The 22,680-nt window shown below is 25.1% G+C and carries 20 protein-coding genes and 1 pseudogene; 18 read left to right on the plus strand and 3 right to left on the minus strand.

The genetic code is table 4. From position 1 onward, the window contains the following. The first annotated feature begins 46 nt into the window (after nt 1–46). The 7 genes from F801_RS0100455 to F801_RS0100485 all read left to right on the plus strand — a co-directional run bounded on the left by F801_RS0100455 (nt 47) and on the right by F801_RS0100485 (nt 7,471). Nucleotides 47–538, plus strand: a complete 492-nt coding sequence (locus tag F801_RS0100455; RefSeq protein ID WP_013301855.1) for a hypothetical protein — start codon at nt 47–49, stop codon at nt 536–538. Continuing rightward, nucleotides 538–1,047, plus strand: coding sequence for a DUF4231 domain-containing protein (locus F801_RS0100460; protein WP_013301856.1), 510 nt, complete (start codon nt 538–540; stop codon nt 1,045–1,047). Before F801_RS0100455 ends, F801_RS0100460 begins: the two co-directional genes overlap by 1 nt. Next, a complete protein-coding gene (locus F801_RS0100465; protein ID WP_013301857.1) occupies nt 1,040–1,426 on the plus strand; it encodes a DUF4231 domain-containing protein in 387 nt (128 codons plus the stop codon). The genes F801_RS0100460 and F801_RS0100465 overlap by 8 nt, the downstream gene beginning before the upstream one ends. 155 nt (nt 1,427–1,581) lie before the next feature. Further along, nucleotides 1,582–3,423 carry an ABC transporter permease gene (locus F801_RS0100470; protein WP_020104473.1) on the plus strand — a complete coding sequence of 614 codons (1,842 nt, stop codon included), beginning with the start codon at nt 1,582–1,584 and terminating at the stop codon, nt 3,421–3,423. Next, a complete protein-coding gene (locus F801_RS0100475) occupies nt 3,423–4,139 on the plus strand; it encodes an ABC transporter ATP-binding protein (protein WP_013301859.1) in 717 nt (238 codons plus the stop codon). The genes F801_RS0100470 and F801_RS0100475 overlap by 1 nt, the downstream gene beginning before the upstream one ends. 1 nt (nt 4,140) lies before the next feature. Further along, the gene (locus tag F801_RS0100480; protein ID WP_014582657.1) at nt 4,141–6,531 is read left to right on the plus strand and encodes an aromatic motif membrane protein; all 2,391 of its coding nucleotides are present in this window, start codon (nt 4,141–4,143) and stop codon (nt 6,529–6,531) included. Beyond that, nucleotides 6,521–7,471, plus strand: coding sequence for an aromatic motif membrane protein (locus F801_RS0100485; protein ID WP_013301861.1), 951 nt, complete (start codon nt 6,521–6,523; stop codon nt 7,469–7,471). The genes F801_RS0100480 and F801_RS0100485 overlap by 11 nt, the downstream gene beginning before the upstream one ends. 38 nt (nt 7,472–7,509) lie before the next feature. On the opposite strand, the gene F801_RS0100490 is transcribed toward F801_RS0100485, so the two are convergent. Then, entirely contained in the window at nt 7,510–8,415 is a 906-nt protein-coding gene (locus F801_RS0100490) for a lactate/malate family dehydrogenase (RefSeq protein ID WP_020104474.1), read from the minus strand. Nucleotides 8,416–8,544: 129 nt separating this feature from the next. Between F801_RS0100490 and F801_RS0100495 the strand changes: the two genes are divergently transcribed. From F801_RS0100495 to F801_RS0100525, 7 genes are all read left to right on the plus strand, one after another. After that, a complete protein-coding gene (locus F801_RS0100495) occupies nt 8,545–10,335 on the plus strand; it encodes an ABC transporter permease (protein ID WP_015083976.1) in 1,791 nt (596 codons plus the stop codon). Then, entirely contained in the window at nt 10,335–11,075 is a 741-nt protein-coding gene (locus tag F801_RS0100500; protein ID WP_014335326.1) for an ABC transporter ATP-binding protein, read from the plus strand. Before F801_RS0100495 ends, F801_RS0100500 begins: the two co-directional genes overlap by 1 nt. Continuing rightward, nucleotides 11,059–12,243 carry an aromatic motif membrane protein gene (locus tag F801_RS03985; RefSeq protein ID WP_020104475.1) on the plus strand — a complete coding sequence of 395 codons (1,185 nt, stop codon included), beginning with the start codon at nt 11,059–11,061 and terminating at the stop codon, nt 12,241–12,243. Before F801_RS0100500 ends, F801_RS03985 begins: the two co-directional genes overlap by 17 nt. A gap of 54 nt (nt 12,244–12,297) precedes the next feature. Continuing rightward, nucleotides 12,298–13,230 carry an aromatic motif membrane protein gene (locus F801_RS0100510; protein ID WP_013301866.1) on the plus strand — a complete coding sequence of 311 codons (933 nt, stop codon included), beginning with the start codon at nt 12,298–12,300 and terminating at the stop codon, nt 13,228–13,230. A gap of 51 nt (nt 13,231–13,281) precedes the next feature. Further along, a complete protein-coding gene (locus tag F801_RS0100515) occupies nt 13,282–13,830 on the plus strand; it encodes a hypothetical protein (protein WP_020104476.1) in 549 nt (182 codons plus the stop codon). Between the two features lie 66 nt (nt 13,831–13,896). After that, the gene (trmB, locus tag F801_RS0100520; RefSeq protein ID WP_013301868.1) at nt 13,897–14,502 is read left to right on the plus strand and encodes a tRNA (guanosine(46)-N7)-methyltransferase TrmB; all 606 of its coding nucleotides are present in this window, start codon (nt 13,897–13,899) and stop codon (nt 14,500–14,502) included. 62 nt (nt 14,503–14,564) lie between these two features. Next, nucleotides 14,565–15,941 (plus strand): leucyl aminopeptidase family protein, encoded by a 1,377-nt coding sequence (locus tag F801_RS0100525; protein WP_015083981.1) that lies wholly within the window; start codon nt 14,565–14,567, stop codon nt 15,939–15,941. A gap of 54 nt (nt 15,942–15,995) precedes the next feature. On the opposite strand, the gene dnaJ is transcribed toward F801_RS0100525, so the two are convergent. Next, complete coding sequence (dnaJ, locus tag F801_RS0100530; RefSeq protein ID WP_014335331.1) at nt 15,996–17,114, minus strand: molecular chaperone DnaJ; 1,119 nt, start codon at nt 17,112–17,114, stop codon at nt 15,996–15,998. 43 nt (nt 17,115–17,157) lie between these two features. Beyond that, entirely contained in the window at nt 17,158–18,285 is a 1,128-nt protein-coding gene (mnmA, locus tag F801_RS0100535) for a tRNA 2-thiouridine(34) synthase MnmA (RefSeq protein WP_276211256.1), read from the minus strand. A gap of 184 nt (nt 18,286–18,469) precedes the next feature. Between mnmA and dcm_N the strand changes: the two genes are divergently transcribed. The 4 genes and pseudogenes from dcm_N to F801_RS04205 all read left to right on the plus strand — a co-directional run. Further along, nucleotides 18,470–19,663, plus strand: coding sequence for a DNA (cytosine-5-)-methyltransferase N-terminal subunit (dcm_N, locus tag F801_RS04200; RefSeq protein WP_020104478.1), 1,194 nt, complete (start codon nt 18,470–18,472; stop codon nt 19,661–19,663). Then, nucleotides 19,663–20,826 (plus strand): MAG4270 family putative restriction endonuclease, encoded by a 1,164-nt coding sequence (locus F801_RS0100545; protein WP_013301873.1) that lies wholly within the window; start codon nt 19,663–19,665, stop codon nt 20,824–20,826. Before dcm_N ends, F801_RS0100545 begins: the two co-directional genes overlap by 1 nt. A gap of 44 nt (nt 20,827–20,870) precedes the next feature. Beyond that, nucleotides 20,871–22,247: an FAD-dependent oxidoreductase gene (locus F801_RS0100550; protein ID WP_013301874.1), complete on the plus strand. Its 1,377-nt coding sequence runs from the start codon at nt 20,871–20,873 to the stop codon at nt 22,245–22,247. A 102-nt stretch (nt 22,248–22,349) separates the two neighbouring features. Further along, nucleotides 22,350–22,680: pseudogene (locus tag F801_RS04205) on the plus strand (helix-turn-helix domain-containing protein); the annotation flags it as partial.

Here is a 22,680-nt window from a genome sequence, read left to right on the forward strand (position 1 = left end):
TTCTTTAGGTTTTTTCAATACACAAATGTGGTAAAATACTATAACTATGAACCTTATAAAACAACAGCTATTAGACTACATAGATAAAAAATTAGCTAGATTAACAAGAAACAAAATTCTTGCTTTTCAATTCTCAAGATTAATTAAATATATTTCTTTAGTTGCAAGTTTATCCATTGTAATTCTAGCTGCAGTTGTTATTTATTTAGAAATACTCAGATACAATAAGATCCCTGTTGCTACAAGAAAACCTTTTTTTCAAGAACTAGGTCTTACCATTGTTTTAGCAACATTTATAGTTTTAACCTTCATTTTAAACATTTTTTTAGGTGTTTATAAAGAAATAATGAAGTATCATGATTTCAAAAAAGCACAGCGCGAGCTAAATTATATTTACTTAAAAATTGAATCAGATCCTAATTATTCATACGAAACTTTTGAACTAGATTTTAAAGAAATTAATGATTTTTATTTAGCAAAAAAAGATGTTTCTAAACTTAAGTTGCTGAAAAAAGCAATTTTAGGAGTGAAAAAGTAATGTTAAAATCAGTTAAGCTAACAAGTAGTGGTTTGGAATTTGCAAATTATCTTTATTCCAAAACTTCAAAAAAAGCCAAAATTTACCAAATCATTTTTTGAAGTTGTTCTTTATTTGCGATCTTTTTTGCATTTTTTGCAGCTATTATGGGTGTGTTTAAACTAGCTTCTTCTCGACTTGAAGAATTTAAGCCCTTTGCTACTATTTTTCAAATTACAGATACTAGTGGAGATAAACCAGTTGTTGTTGACCAATGACCTATTTTTACTTTATGAATCAACATTATTTTAAGTATTGTAAATGGATTAATTGCTCTGTTTTTAGTCAAAAATAAATGAATTAGAAACAAAGAACTCAACAATTTTTTAGGATTAGAATTAATTTTATTCCACGCTAAAGAAGGAAAATACAAAAACAATCCAAATCCTGAACTTACTTTATTAGAAAAGGTCAATGACTATTTTGGTAACATTAGTCGATTAAAAGCTAGAGAGGAAAAACATGAGTAGAGAAAGTGAAATTAATAGAATAAAAGAACAAATTTCTTTTCTTTCAAAAAAAGCCAGAATTTCAAAATCTATTTTTATTATCACTAGCATTATTTTGATTTTAATGGCAGCTTTTAATGGAATTTTATCTGCTTACTCTATAGCTAAAAATCCTAATTTAACAGCAGTTCGTTTATTTGTGGCCATAGCTTTTTTAAACGCTATTATTGCTTTTTTAGCAAGTATTACAAGTTTTTTTGTTTTTGATAATATATACAACAAAAACTCTAAAAAAATTGAATTTTTAATTGAAAAAAGAAAAGAATTAGAGAAAAATGCAAATATTAATTTAGATGATTTAGTTATACAAATTTCTAACATTAAAGTTGATTCAGAATAAAAAAAGAAGGAAAAGTTCCTTCTTTTTTCTTTATCTTTGATATTTTTGTTGCAATAAAAAAATAATTTAATTTTTTTGTATATAATTAGCATATTATTTTTTATTTAAATTAGACACATTTTTTAAAAATATTTATATTTTTAGTAGAAAGAGTGATGAATAAAACTATTTCTTCTTCACCATTTAAAAATAATAATTATTTTAAATTTTTATTTAAAATAATTTTCAAAAAATACAGTACTTTTGCTTTGCCAATTGTATCTTCCTTTTTAACTTTAATTTTAGCTCTTGTAGCTTTTTTTACTTCTACTTCCAGTAAGACATTCTTAATTTTTACTTATATAACTTTATTTATTAATCTACTTTTTACAGTAGTTTATAGTTCATATAAATTTTTAAATATTTTCAAAGATTTAAATAATCAAGGAATAGATCTTATAACTTTTACAAAACCATATACTAGAAAATATATCATTGTAACCAAAATTTTATTTTTGATTTTTTTAGCTAGCATATGATCTTTACTTTTTTACATAAATTTCACCATTTTTTTTCTTATTAATATCAAATATATAGATCAAGTCAATATGTTTTATATTTGAGCTTTCTTTTCACCACTTTTTACTTTTTTAATTTTTGGTTCACTTTCAGGATTGTTAGTTTTAAAATTTAGTTCAAAAGTTTCTTTAAGTTTACCAATTTTAGTTTTTACACCTTTACTTTTTTTAGGTAGTGTTCCTGCTTTTTATTCAACACCAACTAACGAAAAATTAGCTCAATATTTTAATCTCAAATACCCAAATACTGATTCAAATACAATTTTAAGAACAGAAAAATTTTACTTAAATAACAATAAAGATAACTACTATTTAATTCCAAAACAAGTAGACAATCTCTTCTTAGATCAACAACAAATTAACTTCTTAAATGAAGCAAAAAACAAATCACAAAACTCTGCAACACTATGACAAGCTTTTTCTTACATTTTAGTTCCTTATCAATTTATCAACATTTTTAATATCAAAGATGAAGATGCTATTAAAAGTCTAGGACAAACAAATGAAAATGCTTTAAGTAACTACATTTATTACTCTAATTTGCAAACAGCTGAAAATAATTATTCTATTCAAAATTCAACACAAGAACTTAAAAAATACGATGTTTTTGTAAATAATAAACTTTACAAACAAGCTTATTTAATTCCAGGTTCTTTAAAAAACAATACACAATTTGAAGGAAAATTAGATAATCGAGAAATTATTTATGCAAATGAAAATGCAAGTAATTCAGATGTGGTATTCCCAGAAGATGAAGAATCTTCACCAATAAATTCATCTCTAGTTGGTAGATTAAAATGAAAATATATTAAAGAAGTTTTAGAATCACCAGCTTTTTTAAAAACAGCTAAACTTTTCTTCACTAAGATAAAATCAAATGCAACTAAAGCAGAAATTTTGAATGAAATATCTTCATTTTTAAAAGAAAGTTCAAGTTTTAATTATTCTCAAATCCATGATGAGAAAACAGCAGTTTTAAAAAATAAAATCAATATTGAAGAAGTTCAATCAATAACAGAAAAGAAAATTTATATAGCTACTTCGCTAATTTATTACTTATTTTTTAACGATCCAAGATCCCAAATTTTAGATACTTTATTAAAAAATGAACTTCAAAATTATGATCCAGAAACCTTCAAAATCAAGATAAATGATCAAATTTATAACATAGGAGGATATGCTTCTTATACTCCACAATCCAAAATTGTACAAAGACCTACAGATAGCACCACTAATAGTCCAAAAGAAGAAAAAATTGTTTATCGTTACGATTTAACACCAAGTGATAACTTTTTATTCCAACCAGTTATTGACCTTGTTGAAGTTCACCCAATAAACAAAGCTTTGCAAAAACCAGTATTTTTAGTTTTATGAATCATAATTGCAAGTGGTTTATTAATAGGAATATATATTTTATATAGTAGAAAAGATTATAAATAATGAACACAGTAGTTTTAAAAGTATCAAATCTTAATAAAATTTATAAAAATTCTAATAGAGGAGTTCAAGATATTAATTTTGAAGTTCACAAAGGGCAAATTCACGCTTTTATAGGTGAAAACGGTGCTGGTAAAACAACAATTATCAAATCCATAGTAGATGCTTATAGAGACTATCAAGGTGAAATTTTGATTAATGGCTTTTCTAACAAGACTCCTGATGCTAAAAAATTTTTAGGATATGTTCCTGAAAAGTCTTTATTTCCTAAAGAATTAAAAACAAAAGAATATTTAATTTTATTAGCAACACTTTCAAATTTGGATAAACAAAAAGCAAGCAAAGATATTGATTTATTTTTATCTTCATTAAATATTCAAGATCTTGCAAATGCAAAACCATATGATTTTTCTTCAGGTCAAAAAAGAAAAATTGCATTAATTCAAGCTCTAATTCACGATCCAGAATTAATTATTTTAGATGAACCCTTAGCTAATCTAGATCCCACAAGTAGATTTGATTTTATCCAAATCATTCAAAATCTTAAAAAAGAAGGAAAAACTATTTTTTTAAGCAGTCATAATCTTTCTGAAATTGATCACATAGTAGATTCAGTTACTTTAATAAATAAAGGAAAAATTTACTACACTGGAGCAAAAAACCAAAATCTAAATGATCTTTACTACAATCAAGTCATAGAAGAACAAATAAAGGAATAATATGAACAAAAAACTCCCGTTAATTTTTAGTTTTTTTGCAATTTCTCATTTATTTGTAGCTTGTGCTACACCTAATCTAGTTTCCTTTAAAAATGAAGAAAAAACTCAAAATAATAACCCAGAAAGCCAGTTCTTAAATCCTAGTTTATCTCGCTTGTTAGACTCTGTTTATGAAGTAGAACCAACTGCAAATGAATTCAAAACAAGTCAAAGCTATAAAACCAAACAAAGTCAAAGAACTCTTGAAAAAAATGACTTGATTTTAAAGCAATTAAACTTAGATACTAACAAAACTTTAGAAGAATTAAAATATTCTTTTTCCTTTGTTAATCCCGCAGTTTTTGTCAATGATAGATTTTATGATAGTAAGTTAACAATTGTTTTTTCTAAAAATAATATTTTAAGAAACTTTACAAAAAATTGAGTGTTTATTCTTCAAAATATAGATAAATTTTACTTTGCTTACAATCCATACAAAGGTAAATACATTTCTTTTAAAGATGAAGATAAAGACTTTAATAATACCACAAACAAATTTATAACTTTTGATAGTAACAATTTTCAATTTTATAAATTTAAACAATTCCCAAAATCTGATTATTATACAAATGAATATGTTTATTATTTAGTTTATGACAACAACAAAATTATTAAATTATGAACATTTGAAAAAGATAATGTTATTTTAGCAAGATTAGATTTTGAAGTTTTAGTATTTGATAAACCAATTACTTCTTTAGGTCAATTTTTAAGTGAACTTGAAGAAGAATCTAAAAATTTTGAACAAAATAATCTAAATAAAAAAATTAAAGCCGAACAAGCTTTATTAACCCCATCAGAAAGTAATCCAACTTATAAACCAGTTTTATTTGATGATAGAGATAACATAAACACAAACAAAGGCTCAGATGGTGGCGATGGAAATGATAGCGGCTCAGGCACTGGATCAAGTTCTAATAATAATTCTGGATCAACTAATCAAAAAGATACAACAAAAAAAGATACAAATTCTAGTGATTCCAACGAAGAAGATATCAAAGATGAAGATATAGATGATGCTTTTTTTGATAGTAAAGAATGAGAAGAATTTACAAAAAATAAAGATAATTTAAACTCACCTGATTTGCAAAAGAAAAAAATAGAATTGTATAAAAAGTGAAAAAAAGAGCATCCAAATGGTTCAAATTCAGACAATCAAGACACTGACATTTCTAGTGAAGCTGATTCAAGCACAAAGTCTAATAATTCACAAAACTCTACAGAAAATGAAGAAGAATCAAGTTCAAGTGATCAAAATAACACTGATGACGACGATGACGTTTTTAATCCTGATTCCAAATTAACTTTAGAAGAAAAATTGGAAAAAATTAAAGAACAACAAACAATTGAATTTAATAAACAAGCAACCCAAAGAGAAAAAGCTAAATATGATGTTTTTAAAGATTCATATTATTTAACATTACTTTCAAGTTTAGACTCTTTAGAACAAAAATGATCTTATAAAAGATTTGCTTTTCGAGATGTTGTAACTTCAGTAATTCAATTAAAAAGAAATGTTGTAAATCAACCACAAAATCCAACTACTGAACAAATTCAACAAACTACTGATTTTGATAAATTTATTAATCATAACAAAGATGTTCTAAACAAAAATGAAACAATTGAAGAAAAAACAACACAAAATGTTTATGAAGTAATAAAAAAAGCTGCTTATAATCAAAACAACTTAGCTTGAGAAACTTTCTTGAAAACACAAGAAGGTAAAGAAAATGAAGAAAGAATTCTAAAAGAACTCAAAGAACTGCAAAAACAACTTCCTAAAAATATCAAAAATTTTAGTAAAGAACATAAAGATATTTTTGACAAACTAGAAAAATTTTATTCAGATAATTGATTATTCATTCTTCAAAATTTAGATAAATTCCAAATTAAGTTTTCTAATTGATATTATTTTCCTGAACAATTTAATACTGTAGAAAAAGTAAAAGTACATCATTCTCAAAAATTTTTAGATGAACTAAATTCTTTGGACGATGCAGGAGATTATTACTTTGTGAATAATAATTTAGAAAGTATTCATGTTGGAGATGCTTCTGTTCAATCAACAACTTATAAAGATTTTTATATAGTTAAAAATAATGCACTGATTAACATTAAAGTAGTTTTAAATGATGGAAAATCTGCAGTAACTTTTAATCCATTAATTTATTACTTTCCTAAAGCTAGAACTAAATTATCAGTTAAGATTTTAACCGAAATTTTCCATCAAGCACTTTATCACCAAATCCAAAGATTTTATGATGCTTTTGAAAATGATTTTATTCATAAACATAGATATGGTTTTGTGGCACAAATGCTTCTAGAATTAAAAGGAGATAAAAATGAGAATTAAAAAAATATTAAGTATTTTTTCTTCATTTTTTCCTTTATCATTGTTGATTTCTTGTTCAACCCAACTTAATACAACGACTGATTTAAAACAAATACAAAAAGAGCAAAAAAAACCTACTTTACAACAACAAAAAGAAGCAACATGAAGTCTTTTTCTAGAAAATTCAGTGATACAAAATATTTTAAAATTAGCTTATCCAAATGAAGATGCAAGAAATAGTTATATAGAATTTGAAAAACAAATTGATTCTCAAAAACAAGTCCAAAGACTCAAAAACGACTTCTTTTATTATTCATATATAAGAACAGAAACAGCTGCTTATAATGAAGAAAGCAAACCACTTTTTTATATTAAATCAAGAAACGATATTTTTGAAACAATAAGAAATGACTGACTTTGATTTTTATATTACATAAACAATATTTACTTCATTAAGTCTTTAAAATCTTTGGATTTATTTCAAAAAACAGGCGAAGAATTTACTGAAGATATTAGAGCATCTAATACATCTAGTTCACAATTTTACAAACCAAAAAACAATTTGTTCACAAATATGTTGTATGAACTTGTTAATAATAATTTTGATCAAGTTTCAACTACTACAAATACTGTAACTTATTTTAAAGAATATAAAGTTTTATTCACAAATGAAGACAATTTTGTTTTTGATTTAAATATTAAACACATATATGATTCAACAAAAACCAAAATTATAGATTCAAAGGTAACTTTATCTCCTTGATTGAAAATTTTGCCTGATTATTTAAATGGTAAAAAAACAAACTTTAACCTTAAACAATATTTCTTTATAATGCTTCATTTTGGAGAACAAAATCCATTTAAAATTGGTCCACTAGATAAAACAGTTTATGAAGAATCCTTAGGTGGTGATCCAATAGACTTTTCTATGATCGACTTTGATTTTGACAAAAGCAAATAATTAAAAAACTCTTCTTTTTTGAAGAGTTTTTTAATTATTTAAAACTGAATTTTCTTAATTTTATTATATAAATAATTAAGTCTGTGTTGGTAGGAAATTAATTGTTGTTGTTGTTCTTCTTTAGATAAAATTAAGTTCTTTACTTTCTTAACTCCGTGAAGATTAATCACTGCAGGTACGGAAAGAAAATTATCTTCAAATTCATAGTATTTTTTAACAAAAACATTAGCAGTAAAGAAAAATTCTTTTTTATGATAAATACTGTTTATAAGCTTAAATAAAATAAAAGAAGCAGCAAAATGTGCTCGCCCTTTTTTAACAAAAACATCTAAATCTTTTTTGTTTGTTGAATTTAAACAATTAGCTAAAAAATCTTGATCAGAAATTTTGTATTTTTCTTTTATTTCATCAAAATTAGCAAAATTATCACTTTTATCACCTAAAACAGATGCATCAAATTCGTAATGTTCGATTTTATCCTTTAAGAGTTTATGCAATCTCAAGTTTTCAAGCATAGTTCCAAAACCAATAATTTTTTCAGCTTCAAATTCAGTAGCTTCAGCATATAATTTTGCTAATGCAGCATTTGGTTGAGTTAATAAAATTGTTAATCCAAGAAAACCAGATTGTTTTACAAAATAAGCAATTTCATAAATTATCCTTGAATTTTCTTCATAAAACTCATGTTCTAGTTGCCCTGGCACAGCTCTAGCTTTTGCTCCAATAATTAATAAATCAACATCTTTTAACTCTGCATAACTAGCTGCTTTTATACTAAATTTAGTGCTTGCAAAACCAGAAAAGTCTTCAAAATCAAGTACATTTCCATCTCTTGGCCCTTCAAATTTATCAATAATTAGAATCTCATAATGATCATTTGAAAGAATGAGATTATTTACTAAACCTACACAAACCTTGTCGGCCCCTACAATTGCTATTTTCATATTCATCTTTTCTATATTAAATTAATTAATAATTATAATCAAAACTATATTATTTTAAATTCTTATTTGTTATAATAAAGAAACAAATAAAAAAAGTTTAATTAGAAAGCGAAATTTAACCATTTTCTTATGAAAATTCCATTTAATTTATCAATATTTAAAAATTTATACTTAAACTCATTAATTCAATATGTTTTTTCTAGAAAAACAACTTATATTCTACCAGCCATAATGATAGTGTGAAGCTTTATTTTTTCACTTATTTCGTTTTCTTTTGCAACTCAAGATAATTTTTTAATTTTTAGTTTTGTATTTTTTTTAATTAATCTTCTTTTTACAGTTGTTTTTGGTTCTTGTAAGTTTTTAAATGTTTTTTATGATTTATACAGAGATGGATTAGATACTATTTTATTTACAAAACCATACTCAAGAAAACATATTAATGCAACTAAGATTTTGTTTTGTATTCTTTTAGCAATCACGTGATCTTTAATTTTTATGGGTTGCAACTGAATTTTTTATGTTTTTAATATAGTAAATATTGAACAAATTAAAGCTTGATCAGGTTGAGATTTCTTTTCACCCCTTTTTGCTTTTTTGATTTTTGGTTCTATTTCAGGACTTTTAGCTTCAAGATTTAATTTTAAATTATCAATAACAACACCAATCGCACTTTTTACACCTTTACTTTTTTTGGGCACAGCTACTTCTGTGTTTGCAACTCCAAGTAATTTAAATTATGCTCATTACTTAAATCTTCCAGATTCTAAAACTGATTCACAAACAATTTTAGATTTAGAAAAGTTTTATTTAAATAACAATGAAGATACTTTTTATTTAATTCCAAAAAATGTTTCCAATACAAAAATAAGCCAAAAACAAGCAAATTTTCTTTCTGATGCTTGAAATAAATCATCATCTTCTTCACAACTTTGACAAGCTATTTCTTATTTATCACTACCGTATCAATTTATTAATGTTTTTAATTACAGTAATCAAGGATTGTTACGACAAAAACCAAATAAAGAAACTTCAGATTTAGGAAGTTATATTTATTATCATGGTTTAGAATCAGCAGAAAATAGCTACGAAGTCAACCATTTTGTGTCATTACCCACTTATAATTTAACATTAGATAATCCAACTAAAAAATATTATTTAGTTCCTGGTTCTTTAAAAAATAACACTGTTTTTGATAATCAACAAAATAAAGACATTATTTATGCAAATAAAAACGCATCTAATTTCAATTTTCCATTTAAAGAAGATGATCAAATTTTTGGTGTTCCTAATAATTTAGTGGGTAAAATCAAATGAGAATATTTAAAGCAAATTTTAGAATCTAAGACCTTTTTAATTCAAGCAAAATTGTTTTATAGTTCATTAAATACTCATTTAAGTAAACAACAATATTTAGAGAAAATATCTTCATTTATAAAGCAAAATGAAGAAAATCAATTTAAAAATTTAACTGATAATAACACTGTAGTTTTAAATTCTTTTTTAGACACTTCTAAAATAAAAAGTAATTTAGAAAAAAATATTTATATTGCAACAGCTTTAATTTATTATCTATTTTTTAACAATAATCAATCACCAATTTTTAATACATTATTAAAAAATGAAGACGGAAGTTACAAACCAGAGAAATTTTCAATTAGTATAGATAATCAAGATTATTTCATTGGTGGTTATGCTTCTTATGTGGCAGAACAAAGAGAAATCAACAACAAAACAATTTATAGATATCATTTAAGTGATTCCAATAACTTTTTATTCCAACCAGTTGAAGAAGTGTATCAAGTAACTGTTAAAACTCATGTTGTAAAGAAAAATACATTTGTGCTTGAATGAATTTTAATTAGTGCGATAATGTTATTTTCTTTATATTCTTTACACAATAAAAAGGATTATAGATAATGAAATCCAAATGAATGTTAAAAGTTAAGAATTTGAAAGTTAATTTAAAACTAAAAAAAGCTATAGTAAATAAAATTAATTTTTTAGTAGCTCATAACGAAATTCATGCACTAATTGGTGATAATGGATCAGGAAAAAGCTCAATTATTAAAGCAATTGTAGATTCTTATACAAATTACACAGGAGAAATTTTTATTAATAATGTAAATTCACGTCTTGCAAACTCAAAAAAACACATTGGATATGTTCCTGATGTGCTTGATTTTCCTAGAGAAATGAGCACGCATAAATACTTACTATTATTAGGAAAAATTTCAAATTTACCTATAGAAACTATAGAGAAAAGAATAGATAAGTTTTTAGCAATTTTTAAAATAGAGCATTTAAAACAGCAAAAACCTTATTATTTTTCACCAGGACAAAAAAGAAAGATTTCATTAATTCAAGCTTTGATCCACAATCCAAGTTTTGTGATTTTAGATGAACCATTATCTCGTTTGGATTACACAAGTAAATTAGATGTTGTTTATATGCTAAAGCAGTTAAAACATCAAGGTAAAACAATTTTAATAAGTACAAACAATTTAGAAGAAATGGAAGAACTAGTTGACTCAGTTACCTTCATAAATGAAGGAAAAATCATTTATTCAGGTAAGAAAGAACAAAGACTAGATCACTTTTTTATAAACAAAAATATTTTAAAATATGAGCAGGAAATTGCAAATGATGAAGAAAATTAAAAATTATTTATTGTTTTTTCCAGTTTTATCTTCTAGTTTTTTGCTTATTTCTTGTGCAGAGGTTTCAAATTTTTATATACCTGAAAATAAAGTTTATAAAAAAGAAAATAGTTCAATAACTCAACTTCTTAACAATATTTACATTGAAAGAGACAAACAAAAAGATGCTTATATTTTTCAAGAAAATAATTTAAATACAACCCAACTACTTGAAGAATTAAAATATTCTTTCTCTTTTTATAATCCAAGTTTATTCAAAATTGATACAACCCAATCTCAAGATTTAAAAAGTTATGCAAAACATACAATTTATAACAATTTCACAAATAATTGATTGTTTATATTAAACAATATTAAGGAATTTGAATTTGCTTTTAATCCATATTCTTTTTCTTATTCCCCTTATACTGAAGAAAAAGAAGATTTTGAAAATCAACCACAAACATTTTTACAAATTGAAAGTGAAAAATTTTTATTTATAAAAAAACAAATTGTTTCTGAAAATTCTTATTGAGATTCACAAAATATTTATTATTTAATTTTTGATAAAAATAAAATTCTAAGACTTTGAACATTTGAAAAAGATCAAAAAATTTATGCCAGATTAGATTTTGATCTTTTAGTTTATAAAGATAATCCAAATTTTATTGTTAGTTTTATAGATGAAATTCATAATAAAATTTTAAATTACTCATTAAAAAGCAAGTCAGAAGAAATAAAAAGAATTAATGCAAATTTTCAAGCTAGTGAAGCACAAGAAATTGAAGCTTTAAGAGAAAATAACAATAAATTAGAAAAAAAAGAACAAAAATCAGAAGAAGAAATTGAAAAACAAATTAAAGAAATTCAAGCTAGTTATAAAGAAAAAATTCAACAAGCAGTTGATCAAATCAATGATAAATATTTGAATATCCAATCTATTAATGAAGAATCTAAATATAATATTTTTAAAAATAATTATTACATTTCTTTAAATTCGAGCTTAAATTTTTTAAAAAACAAATGAGATTTTCAAAAATATAGTTTTAGAAATATTTCTTCAGAAATTCTTCAAACCAATAGAAATTTAAAGTCTTTACCTACAAAATCTAATTCTTTTCTAGATGCAAAAGACAAAAGTTTTTTAAAATATGAAAATCATAATTTTCAAATTCAAAAAGAAATTTAGCTTCAAAAATGAAGTTTTTTAGTAGAACAATTTTAGTAAATCGCAGAGGATACAATGATTAAAAAAAATAAATGAAGTTTCTTATTATTATTTTTACCTTCATTAATTTTAGTTTCTTGTTCTACTCAAGAATCAAAATCTGATGTACCTTTGGTTGCGCTTGAACACAATAAAAGTGAAGAATTAACACCAGCACAACAACACGAAAAAGAATGACAAACTTTTTTAAATAATCAAGTAATTTCAAACTTGTTAGATCTTGTGTTCCTTCACACAACAGAAAAAGAAGGTTACATTAATTCACAAAAATTTCTTGATTCAGAAGAGTACTCCAAACTAATTAAAGGTTATTTGTATTATTATAATTATTCAAATATGGATTCTGACGGCATTCCATATGCTTATTCAGTTGCTTTGGAAAAAATAACCAATCTTTTTTCCAAAAATTGACTTTGATTTTTATTTTATGTTAACAAAATTTATTTTATGAAAATACCAAATATCAATAATCAAGATAGTAGTCAAATTGCTTTTATTAGAAAATCAAATTCAGAAAATTCAAGTTTTTATAGACCACAATCTAATGTTTTTTTCGATATTGTTTATAAAAAAATTGAAGATAATTTAGACAAACCAATTTCAGAAGTAAATGAGTATTCGAAAAAATATCAAATTTTAATCAAAAATCAAGACAATTTTGTTTTTACTATTAATGTTGTACACACTTATAATAATTTAAAAAATAAAATTAAAAATACTTCTGTTTTTTTATCACCTTATATTTTAATTCCTAACAAAAACTGAACCAGACAAGAAAGAAATTTAAATTTAGAAAATTTTTCCAAAGAAATTTTTTCTAATGAAGAAAATCAAGGAAAAAATGAAAAATTAATTGAAAATAATGCAAAATTTTATTACAATCTAAAAACAGATATTATAGCTTTTGTTTTTTCTGATTTAATCTTTAAAAATAAAGAAAAAAGATAAAAAACTGTTATAATTATTATCAATAAAAACTAAGGAAATACTTATACAAACATGTTAAACAAAATTAGATATGACGGGAAAACTCAAAGGAAAACTTTTTTACAAGAATTATTTTTTGGTTTTACTTGAGGAGCCAGTCATTTTTATTTAAAAAATTTCTTTCTAGGAATTGTAAGAGCAGGTCTTTTCTGGATTTCAATATTAATGATAATTGTTGCAGTTGCAGTAAAAGAAAGTGGTGCATTATCAAGAGGAACTGATGGTTTTTGAGTTGTTATTATAGTAGCTCTTGTATTCATGGGATTATTACTAGTTTGATGACTTTTTTTACTAGTTCAAATATGAAGAGGTACTATGAAGGATGCAGAAGGTACAGCAATTAAGTTCTGATCTTCTAGAAAAAAAGTAGTTGAAGAAATTGAACCTCAAGAATTAGTTGAAGAAACAGCAGAGGACACAGTTCACCAACCATTTGACCAACCTGCATTATTAATAGAAGAAGATCATTTACTAGAAGATACAGATCCTCATAGAATTACTCGTATTCACAATAGTAAATGTAAAGTTCACTTTCCTCCAACTCATTTAAGAGAGGAATAAAAATAATAAATAATTAAAATAAAGCAGATGAAAATTTGCTTTATTTTTTTACTAAGGAGGATATAAATGAGACTTAAAAAAATTCCTGATGCATTAGAACAATTGAGACAGTCGAATTTTTTAATAGAAAATTTTCCACTTCAAATAGATGCTAATTGAATAGTTGAAATTGGAATGGGAAAAGGAGATATGTTAGTTGAACTAGCGAGATTAAATCCTGATAAAAAATTTTTAGGAATTGAAAAATTTGATTCAGCAGCTGTTAAAGCGATTAAAAAAGCTAAAAAATATAATTTAACTAATTTTTTTATTATTTGTTCAGATGTTAAAGACATTTTAGAAAAAATAAGTGGAACAACAGATTTAATTTGATTAACATTTTCTGATCCATGACCTAAAAAACGACATCTAAAACGACGTTTAACATATAAAGATTTTTTAGTAATTTATAAAAATTTACTTTCAAAAGAAGGAATTTTAAAACTAAAAACAGATAATGATGGTTTTTTTGAGTATTCCCTTGAGTCATTAACTGAATTTGGTGCACAAATTTTATACAAAACCACAAATCTTCATGCAGATGCAAAAAATGAAGATAATATCTTTACTGATTATGAAATAAAATGAAGCCAAAAAGATAAAAATATAAACTATTTAGAAGCAAAATTTTAAAATGTTTTATAATTAAAAGATCTATCTAAAATTAATATTAACAACATAAAAGAAGGATGAAAATGATTAAATATTCACAAATGTTTTCAGAAAATTCATTAGTATTAAGACCGGCTTTTAATACTAATGAAAGAGAATTTTTACAAAAAGAAAAATTTGCAACTACAGAATTTTTAACAGAAAGAGAAGTATTACTTTATTTAGATGAAGCTAAAGAACTTTCTCTAGAAGAAATGAAAAAAATTGCTTCACTTTTAGCTAAGTATCCAAGAGAATTAGAAGTAGATTTAGATGCATTTTTTGAATTTTTATCAGCAAAAGCACAAAGAGAATTTGTAGAAAAATTAGTTGATAGATATATTTATTTAAATGCTGATGTTTATTCACAAAGAAGTGATAAAGAAAAAACAAGAGCAAAAATTAAAGATTTAACATTAGTTTCTTCAAGATTAGAAGATTTTCAAGATTTTATTAATAAAGCAGAAACAATAGCAAATGCTGTAAATTTTGCTCGTCTTTTCCAAAATACACCTCCAAATATTTGTAATTCAGAATTCTTAGCAGATAAAATTGTAGAAAAATTAAGTACAAATGCAAATTTAAAAATTAGAGTTTTAGGAAAAACACAAATTCAAAATTTAGGAATGAATTTATTATTAGCTGTTAACAAAGGTTCAGTTTATCAACCAAGATTAGTAACTGTTGAGTATAATGGAAATCCTGATTCAGAAGAAAAAATTGCACTCGTAGGTAAAGGAATCACTTTTGACTCAGGTGGATACAACATTAAAACAGGTATGTTTATGAGAGGTATGAAATACGATATGTCAGGTGCAATTATTGCTGCATCAGCTATTGACACAATCGTTAAATTTTCACCAAAAGTAAATGTAGTTGCAGTTTTACCTTTAACAGATAATAGAGTAAATGGAGATGCTAATTTACCAGATAATGTTTGAAAATCTATGAATGGAAAATCAGTAGAAATAACAAACACTGATGCTGAGGGAAGACTAATTTTAGGTGATGCTTTAACATATGCAATTAGAGAATTAAAAGCTAATAAATTATTCACAATCGCAACATTAACAGGTGCTATGTCCATTGCTTTAGGATCAACATTTACAGGCACTTTTGCTACAGATGATTCATTCTGAAAAGAATTTAGAAAAGCTGCTGAATTAGCAGATGAATTAGTTTGAAGAATGCCATTACATGCTGAATTTGCTAAAGGAAATAATTCTTCACCAGTTGCAGATATAGTAAACGCTGATTATTCAGGAAAAGCTGGTTCTTCTTCAGCTGCTATGTTTGTTGCAGAATTTAGAGAAAACTTACCTTTAATTCACTTAGATATTGCAGGAACAGCAAATGTGGATAAAAATCCAACAGGTGTTATGGTTAAAACATTAGTTGAATTTATATTACACCACAAATAAAAAAACTTTTTAAAACAAAAAACCGGATAAAATCCGGTTTTTTGTTTTAATTTATTAAAAATCTTTAAGCCATTTTGCTTTTGTTTTATCTTTAACTGATTTGAAAATTTGACTAAGATCTTTTTTCTCTGATCTGGATAATTCAGGAACATATAATTCTAAATGAACTTTAAAGTCCCCAATAATATTTTTATTTCTAGGATCTTTTGCTCCTTTATGATAAATAGTAATTACATCTCCTGATTTGTTATTATTTTTTAGACTAATAGTTTCCATGCCATAAGGAGTTGGAACTTCGACTGCGTTTTCTTGAATTATATCAACAACAGAAACAGGTAATGTTAAGTGAATGTCATTCCCAGCTCTTGTGTAGTGTTTGTGATTTGTTACATTAATTTTTATATATAAATCACCACTTGGTCCTTTGTTTTGTCCTGGTCCACCAAAACCTGTTAATGTCATACTATCACCATTTCTAATCCCGGCTGGAATCGCGATATCAATATTTTTTGTTACTTTAACAATTTTTTGACCTTTACATTGTGAACATTTTTTAGTAATTATTTTTCCTTGACCAGCACATTTTGAACACACTGTTGTGTTTTTCATTTTTCCAAATGCACCTAGTGAAACATATTCTTCAACAAATCCAGAGCCGTGACAATTAGAACATTCTAATAAATCATTTTTGGATTCAGCACCTAATCCATCACAAGTTGGACAAGTTTCATATTTATCTAAATCTTGTTTGATTGTTTTTCCTAAAATAGATTCTATAAAACTAATAGTTACATTTGCTTGATAATTGCTTCCTTTTATTGGTCTGTTTGTTTGTCTTGAAGAATTATTAAAGCCAAAACCCGAACCAAAATCTGAAAACATATCACTAAAAAAGTCTGAAAAACCACTAAATCCCTGAGAGTAGCTACCACCACCGAATCCACTGTTTGGATCAAAAGCAGAATGCCCGAATTGATCATATTTAGCTCTTTTATCTTTATCAGAAAGGATTTCGTAAGCTTCATTTATTTCTTTAAATTTAGCTTCAGCATCTTTTTCCTTATTTTTATCAGGGTGATATTTCATTGCTAAACTACGATATGCTTTTTTAATCTCAGCTTCTGTTGCGGATTTACTAATTCCTAATACTTCATAATAATCTTTTTTACTCATAGAAAGAAATTTTAGCACAAAAGAGTTTAAAGTGCTAATAATTTTATACGTAATTTAACACTTTGTTTTTGAAGTAAATTTTATCAATTGTTGCAGCTCCAATACATTTATCTTCTTGATAAATCACAACTTCTTGCCCTGGGGTTACAGCTTTAAAACCTTGAGGATATTCAACAACAATTTTAGCATTATCTAGGATTTGAATTTTAGCAGGAATATCTTCTTGTCTGTATCTAAATTTAACAGAGAGTTTATTTGGATCAAAATTTGTTTCAATTAGGTTTAAATTTATACCATCTGCTTTATCAGAAATTAATCATTGTTCTTGGTTTTGTGGCGCAACATAAAGGATTTTTTGTTCTAAATTGTGCCCAACTACAAAATAAGGCTGATCCATTCCGTTAAGACCTAAACCCTTTCTTTGGCCCAAAGTAAAGTACATAATTCCTATGTGTTTTCCTATTTTTTTATTTTTTGAAATATCCACAATATCACCAGGTTGAGCAGGAATATAGTTTTGTAAAAAATCAGTAAATTTTCTTTCTCCTATGAAGCAAATCCCTGTTGAATCTTTTTTGTTTTGAGTTATTAAATCAAGTTCAGTTGCTATTTTTCTAACTTCAGTTTTTGTTATATTAGCTAGAGGAAAAATTGTTTTGCTTAGTTGATAATTGTTTAATTGAGCAAGGAAATAACTTTGATCTTTTGTCAAGTCTTTTGCTTTAAAAAGCTTTCCATTTTCAGTTTTTGCATAGTGTCCCATAGCAATAAAATCTGCATTAAAAGTTTTTAATGCATAGTCTAAAAAATGCTTAAATTTAATATTTTTGTTGCATAAAATATCTGGATTTGGAGTTTTACCGCTTTTATATTTTTCAATAAAATCTTCAAAAACTTCTTCTCAATATTCTTTAATAAAATCTACTCTGTAAATAGGAATATTTAGTTTTTTACACACTTCTTGTGCATCTTGTCAATCTTTTTCTTGAGGACAAATAAAATTATTATAAGAATCATTTCCTTTAATGTCATTGTTTAGTGTTGAATCTCAATTACGCATAAAAACACCAATGACTTCATATCCTTGTTGTTTTAATAAATATGCTGCAACTGAAGAGTCAACTCCTCCTGACATTCCAATAACTACTTTTGCCATTTTTCCCTCCCTAATTAGTGATTTTAAATTATAAATGAATTTTAAATTCTTACTAAAATTTTTATTTTACAGAGATAATTTCTCTTATTTTTTCTTCTAAAATGAAGCTTTTTTACAATAAAGTAGTACTTTTTGCTTGCTATATATATATATATATATATATACTTAGCGTATATTAAATTTTTAAAATGGACGCTAAATGAATAAAAAAATAAAAGTTTTTGAAGTATTTGCAGGTATAGGATCACAATTTAAAGCTTTAAAAAATATTGAAAAAAGTTTGGATATAGAAGTAGAATCACTAGGTCTTATTGAGTGATATCTTGATGCAATTATAAGTTATCAGAAAATTCATTTATATAAATCAAAAAAAGTAAATGTTTCTAGAGAATTAATGTTAAGCCAACTTCAGTCTTTAACTTTATCTAAAGACAGTAAATCACCTGTTTCTAAAAACTATTTTATGAAGCAAAATGAAGAAAAATTAAACAATTATTATCAATATCTTCTTCCCTTTATTAATACAATAACTAACCCAAACCAAGACAAGAAATTCTACACTGATATTAACAAAGTTCAGATTATACCCAAAGACATAGATATTTTTACTTATTCATTTCCTTGTCAAGATCTTTCGCAACAAGGAAATCAATTAGGAATTCAAGATAATACAAGAAGTGGTTTATTGCTTCAAGTAAAAAGGATTTTAAAGCAAAATCAAGACAGATTACCCAAAACTTTATTGATGGAAAATGTTAAATCATTAACAAATAAAAAATTTATGTCTCAATTTGAAGATTGAATTAAATTTTTAGAAACTTTAGGATATAACTCGAGTTGGAAAGTTTTGAATTCAACAGATTTTGGTTCTTCTCAAAACAGAGAAAGAGTATTTATGGTTTCTAAATTAAATAACAAGCCTTTTAAATGACCTTTAAAAATAAAGCACAATAATGATTTAAGTAGAATTTTAGAATCAAATTTTCAACCAACTGCTCAAATTCTAGAACTTACTTCTAAAATAAAAGAAAAAGGAATTACTGAGTTTAAAACAACAACTAACAACATTTCTAAAGCTTTTATAAAAAATTGATCCAATTTTAATTCAGAAAATTATATTTATAACAACAAAGGTTTTGGACCTACTTTAACTGCTTCTGGAGCAAATTCAAGATTGAAATTTTACTTCAAAAACAAAGATATTTTTAGATATATTAATGCTTATGAATCCTTTAAATATATGGGTTTTTCTTCGAAAGATGTAGATAAAATTTTAGAAACTAATTTAGTCTCAGAAAACAAAATCATATTTATGGCTGGAAATTCTATTTCAGTTGAAGTTCTTGAATATATTTTTAAAAATTTAATTCTAGAAATCAAAGAGGAATTTTAATGGCCATAAATAAAAACATTTACTGAGATGAAATTAATATTGTTTCAAATAACTTTAAAAAAGAAGACAAATTTGCTGCTAAATTTAAAGGAAAAATTAAATTTATATATGATTATTCATCTTTGGTAATTCATTATTTTCATTATGAATTAGAAATGTGTGAAATAGATATACTAACAACCCAAAGCTGATTTAAAAGTATGAATACAAATTTTAAAAAGAGAGAAAAAGTTTTTTCTTTATTAGGCTTACAACAAAAACCACGAGCTTCAAAAATTGATCATCATTTAGTGAACTTAAGTCAAGATCAGCTTAAAAAACTAAATCATTTTCTAAAATATGATTATGAAAGTACAATCAAAAACATTATTGCTTTAACTAGAGGTTCAAATCCTTCAGGAGAACTTATGTCTCCAAACAATGCTCCAATAATTTTAGAAAAAGAAGACGTTTATTTTAAAAATAATTTTGCTATATTTTTTACTAATTTTTTTTACCCAATTGTTGAAATTGAAGACTTAAGAGAACAAATTTTTAATGATACAAGCAAAAAACAAAATTATTTTCAATTATTTGTACAAAAAGCGACCCAACAAGATTCAAAATTTTTCAAAATTTTAAAAATAATTCAATATCTTTCTAACCATAATAAAAATTTCTATGAAAGAAAAGATTTAGGCAAGAAAAAACTTAAGGAATTAAAGGAATTAATTTCAATAAAAAATATAGAAAAAGATATCAAAAACAGTCGGCAAAAATTTCAACAAAATATTGCAAAACAACAAAATATGCTTTTTGATTTTCTTCCTAAAGAAAAAGCTCATATTTGACCAGTTTCAGAAATTAAAAGAGAATTAATTAAAATTGATAAACAATCCAATAACCAAAACGAATATCAAAAGCTTTTATTTGCTATAGAAGATTATGAAAATTGCTTAGTTTTATCTCCTGATTTACACACTGCTTTTGATAAAAATTGATTTACTTTTGATGAAGTTACAGGCCATTTAATTTTTATGGAAAACAATAAAGAAATTCAAGAATTTAGAACTCAATTAGTAAAAGATGGCAGAATTAATAAAATTATTCAAATTCCTTCAAAGTTTTTTACTAAAAATAGACAAAAATATTTAGAAAAAAGGAATAAAAAACATATAATTTAAGGGTATAAATTCAATTTTAATATTAAAATTTCAAAGGAAAGTACATGAAAATTATTTCAGTAGGTACAAATCACGCAGGTACCTCATTTTTAAGAACATTTAGAAAATTAAATCCTACAGCTGAATTAGTAACTTACGACAGAAACACAGATATTTCTTTCTTAGGATGTGGAATTGCTCTTTGAGTAGGGCAAGAATTTGAAGATCCAAGTGGATTATTTTATTCAAATGTTGAAGAATTAAAATCTTTAGGAATTTCAGTCCACCTAGAACACGATGTTGTTGAAATTAACCGTGAAGAAAAATACGTAGTGGTTAAAAATCTAAGAACAGGTGAAGAATTTAAAGACACATATGATAAATTAGTTTTTGCTGGAGGAACATGACCAATTGTTCCACCATTTGAAGGTGTTAATTTAGAAAATGTTTTAATTTCTAAAACTTACACACATGCAAAAGAAATTAAAGCAAAAGCACTAGACCCAACTTTACAAAACGTTATTATTATTGGTGGTGGTTACATTGGTATTGAATTACTAGAAGCTTTCCACAAATATGGTAAAAAAGTTACTCTAATTGATATGCAATCCAGAATTATTCCTAACTATTTTGATGAAGAATTTACTTCAAAAATGGAATATGCAATTAGAAATCACGGAATTGAATTAAACTTTGGAGAAAAAGTTGAAAAATTCTTAACCGAAGATGGTGTTAGAGTTTCAGGTGTTCAAACAGATAAACACACATATGAAGCTGATTTAGTGATTTTAGCTATTGGATTTAGACCAAATACTCAAATTTTAGAAGGTTTAGAAAAATTACCAAATGGTGCTGTTTTAGTAGATGAATTCCAAAGATCAACAGTTGATAAAGATGTTTATGTAATTGGTGATTCAGCTTCAATGTGACATAATGCAACTGATTCACACGCTCACATTGCTTTAGCTACAAATGCAGTTAAATCAGGAATAGTGGCAGCATTCCACTTAGCAAAAGGTGAAGAAGTATTACCATTCCCAGGTTATGTAGGTACAAACGCAATTTCAGTATTTGGATTTAATTTTGCATCAACAGGATTCTCATCAAATGGATGCAAAAATAACCCACATATTGATGAACATGCTGCAGAATATTTAGAAGACTGAGATCGTCCAGAATTTATGCAACATAAATCAAAAGTTTGAATTAAAATAACATATGAAAAAGAATCCAAAAGATTATTAGGTGCTCAAATTGGTTCATATGGAAGAAGTTTTAATCATACAGAGGTAATTTTCTTCTTGGCATTAGCAATTCAAAAGAAAATGACATTACCAGAAATAGCTCTTTCAGATTTCTATTTCTTACCTCACTACAACAAACCATTTAACTTTGTGCTACAAGTAATCTTGAATGCTCTTGGATTAAATTACAAAGAGTAAGACTCTAATTCAAGTTTATAAAAGTTCAAATTTCAAAATATAAAAAAACAGGTAAATTGAGTAGATCCCCTTTTCTTAGAAAAATAGAAAAGGGGATTTTTTATGAAATATTCATTAGAATTTAAATTAGAATGTGTAAAAAAAATACAAAAAAGGAATTAAAATTAAAAAGCCTGATTTTGCTAATACAAATCAGAAAATTTTTTAAATCAAGTAAATTTTTGAGAAAAAATTTATGACAAATTAGGAGTTGAAGGTCTTAAGAAAAAAACACGAAATAAAAAGTGAACTATAGATCAAAGATTAAACATAGTTAAAAGATTTTTAGCTGGTGAACCAATTGTTAAAATTTCACTTGAAAATAATCTTAATCCAAGTCTAATATCTTTTTGAGCGAAAAAATATTTAGAATCGGGAATTAGTGGTTTAGAAT

Source organism: Mesomycoplasma hyorhinis ATCC 17981, assembly GCF_000383515.1.
Taxonomy (GTDB): domain Bacteria; phylum Bacillota_I; class Bacilli_A; order Mycoplasmatales; family Metamycoplasmataceae; genus Mesomycoplasma; species Mesomycoplasma hyorhinis.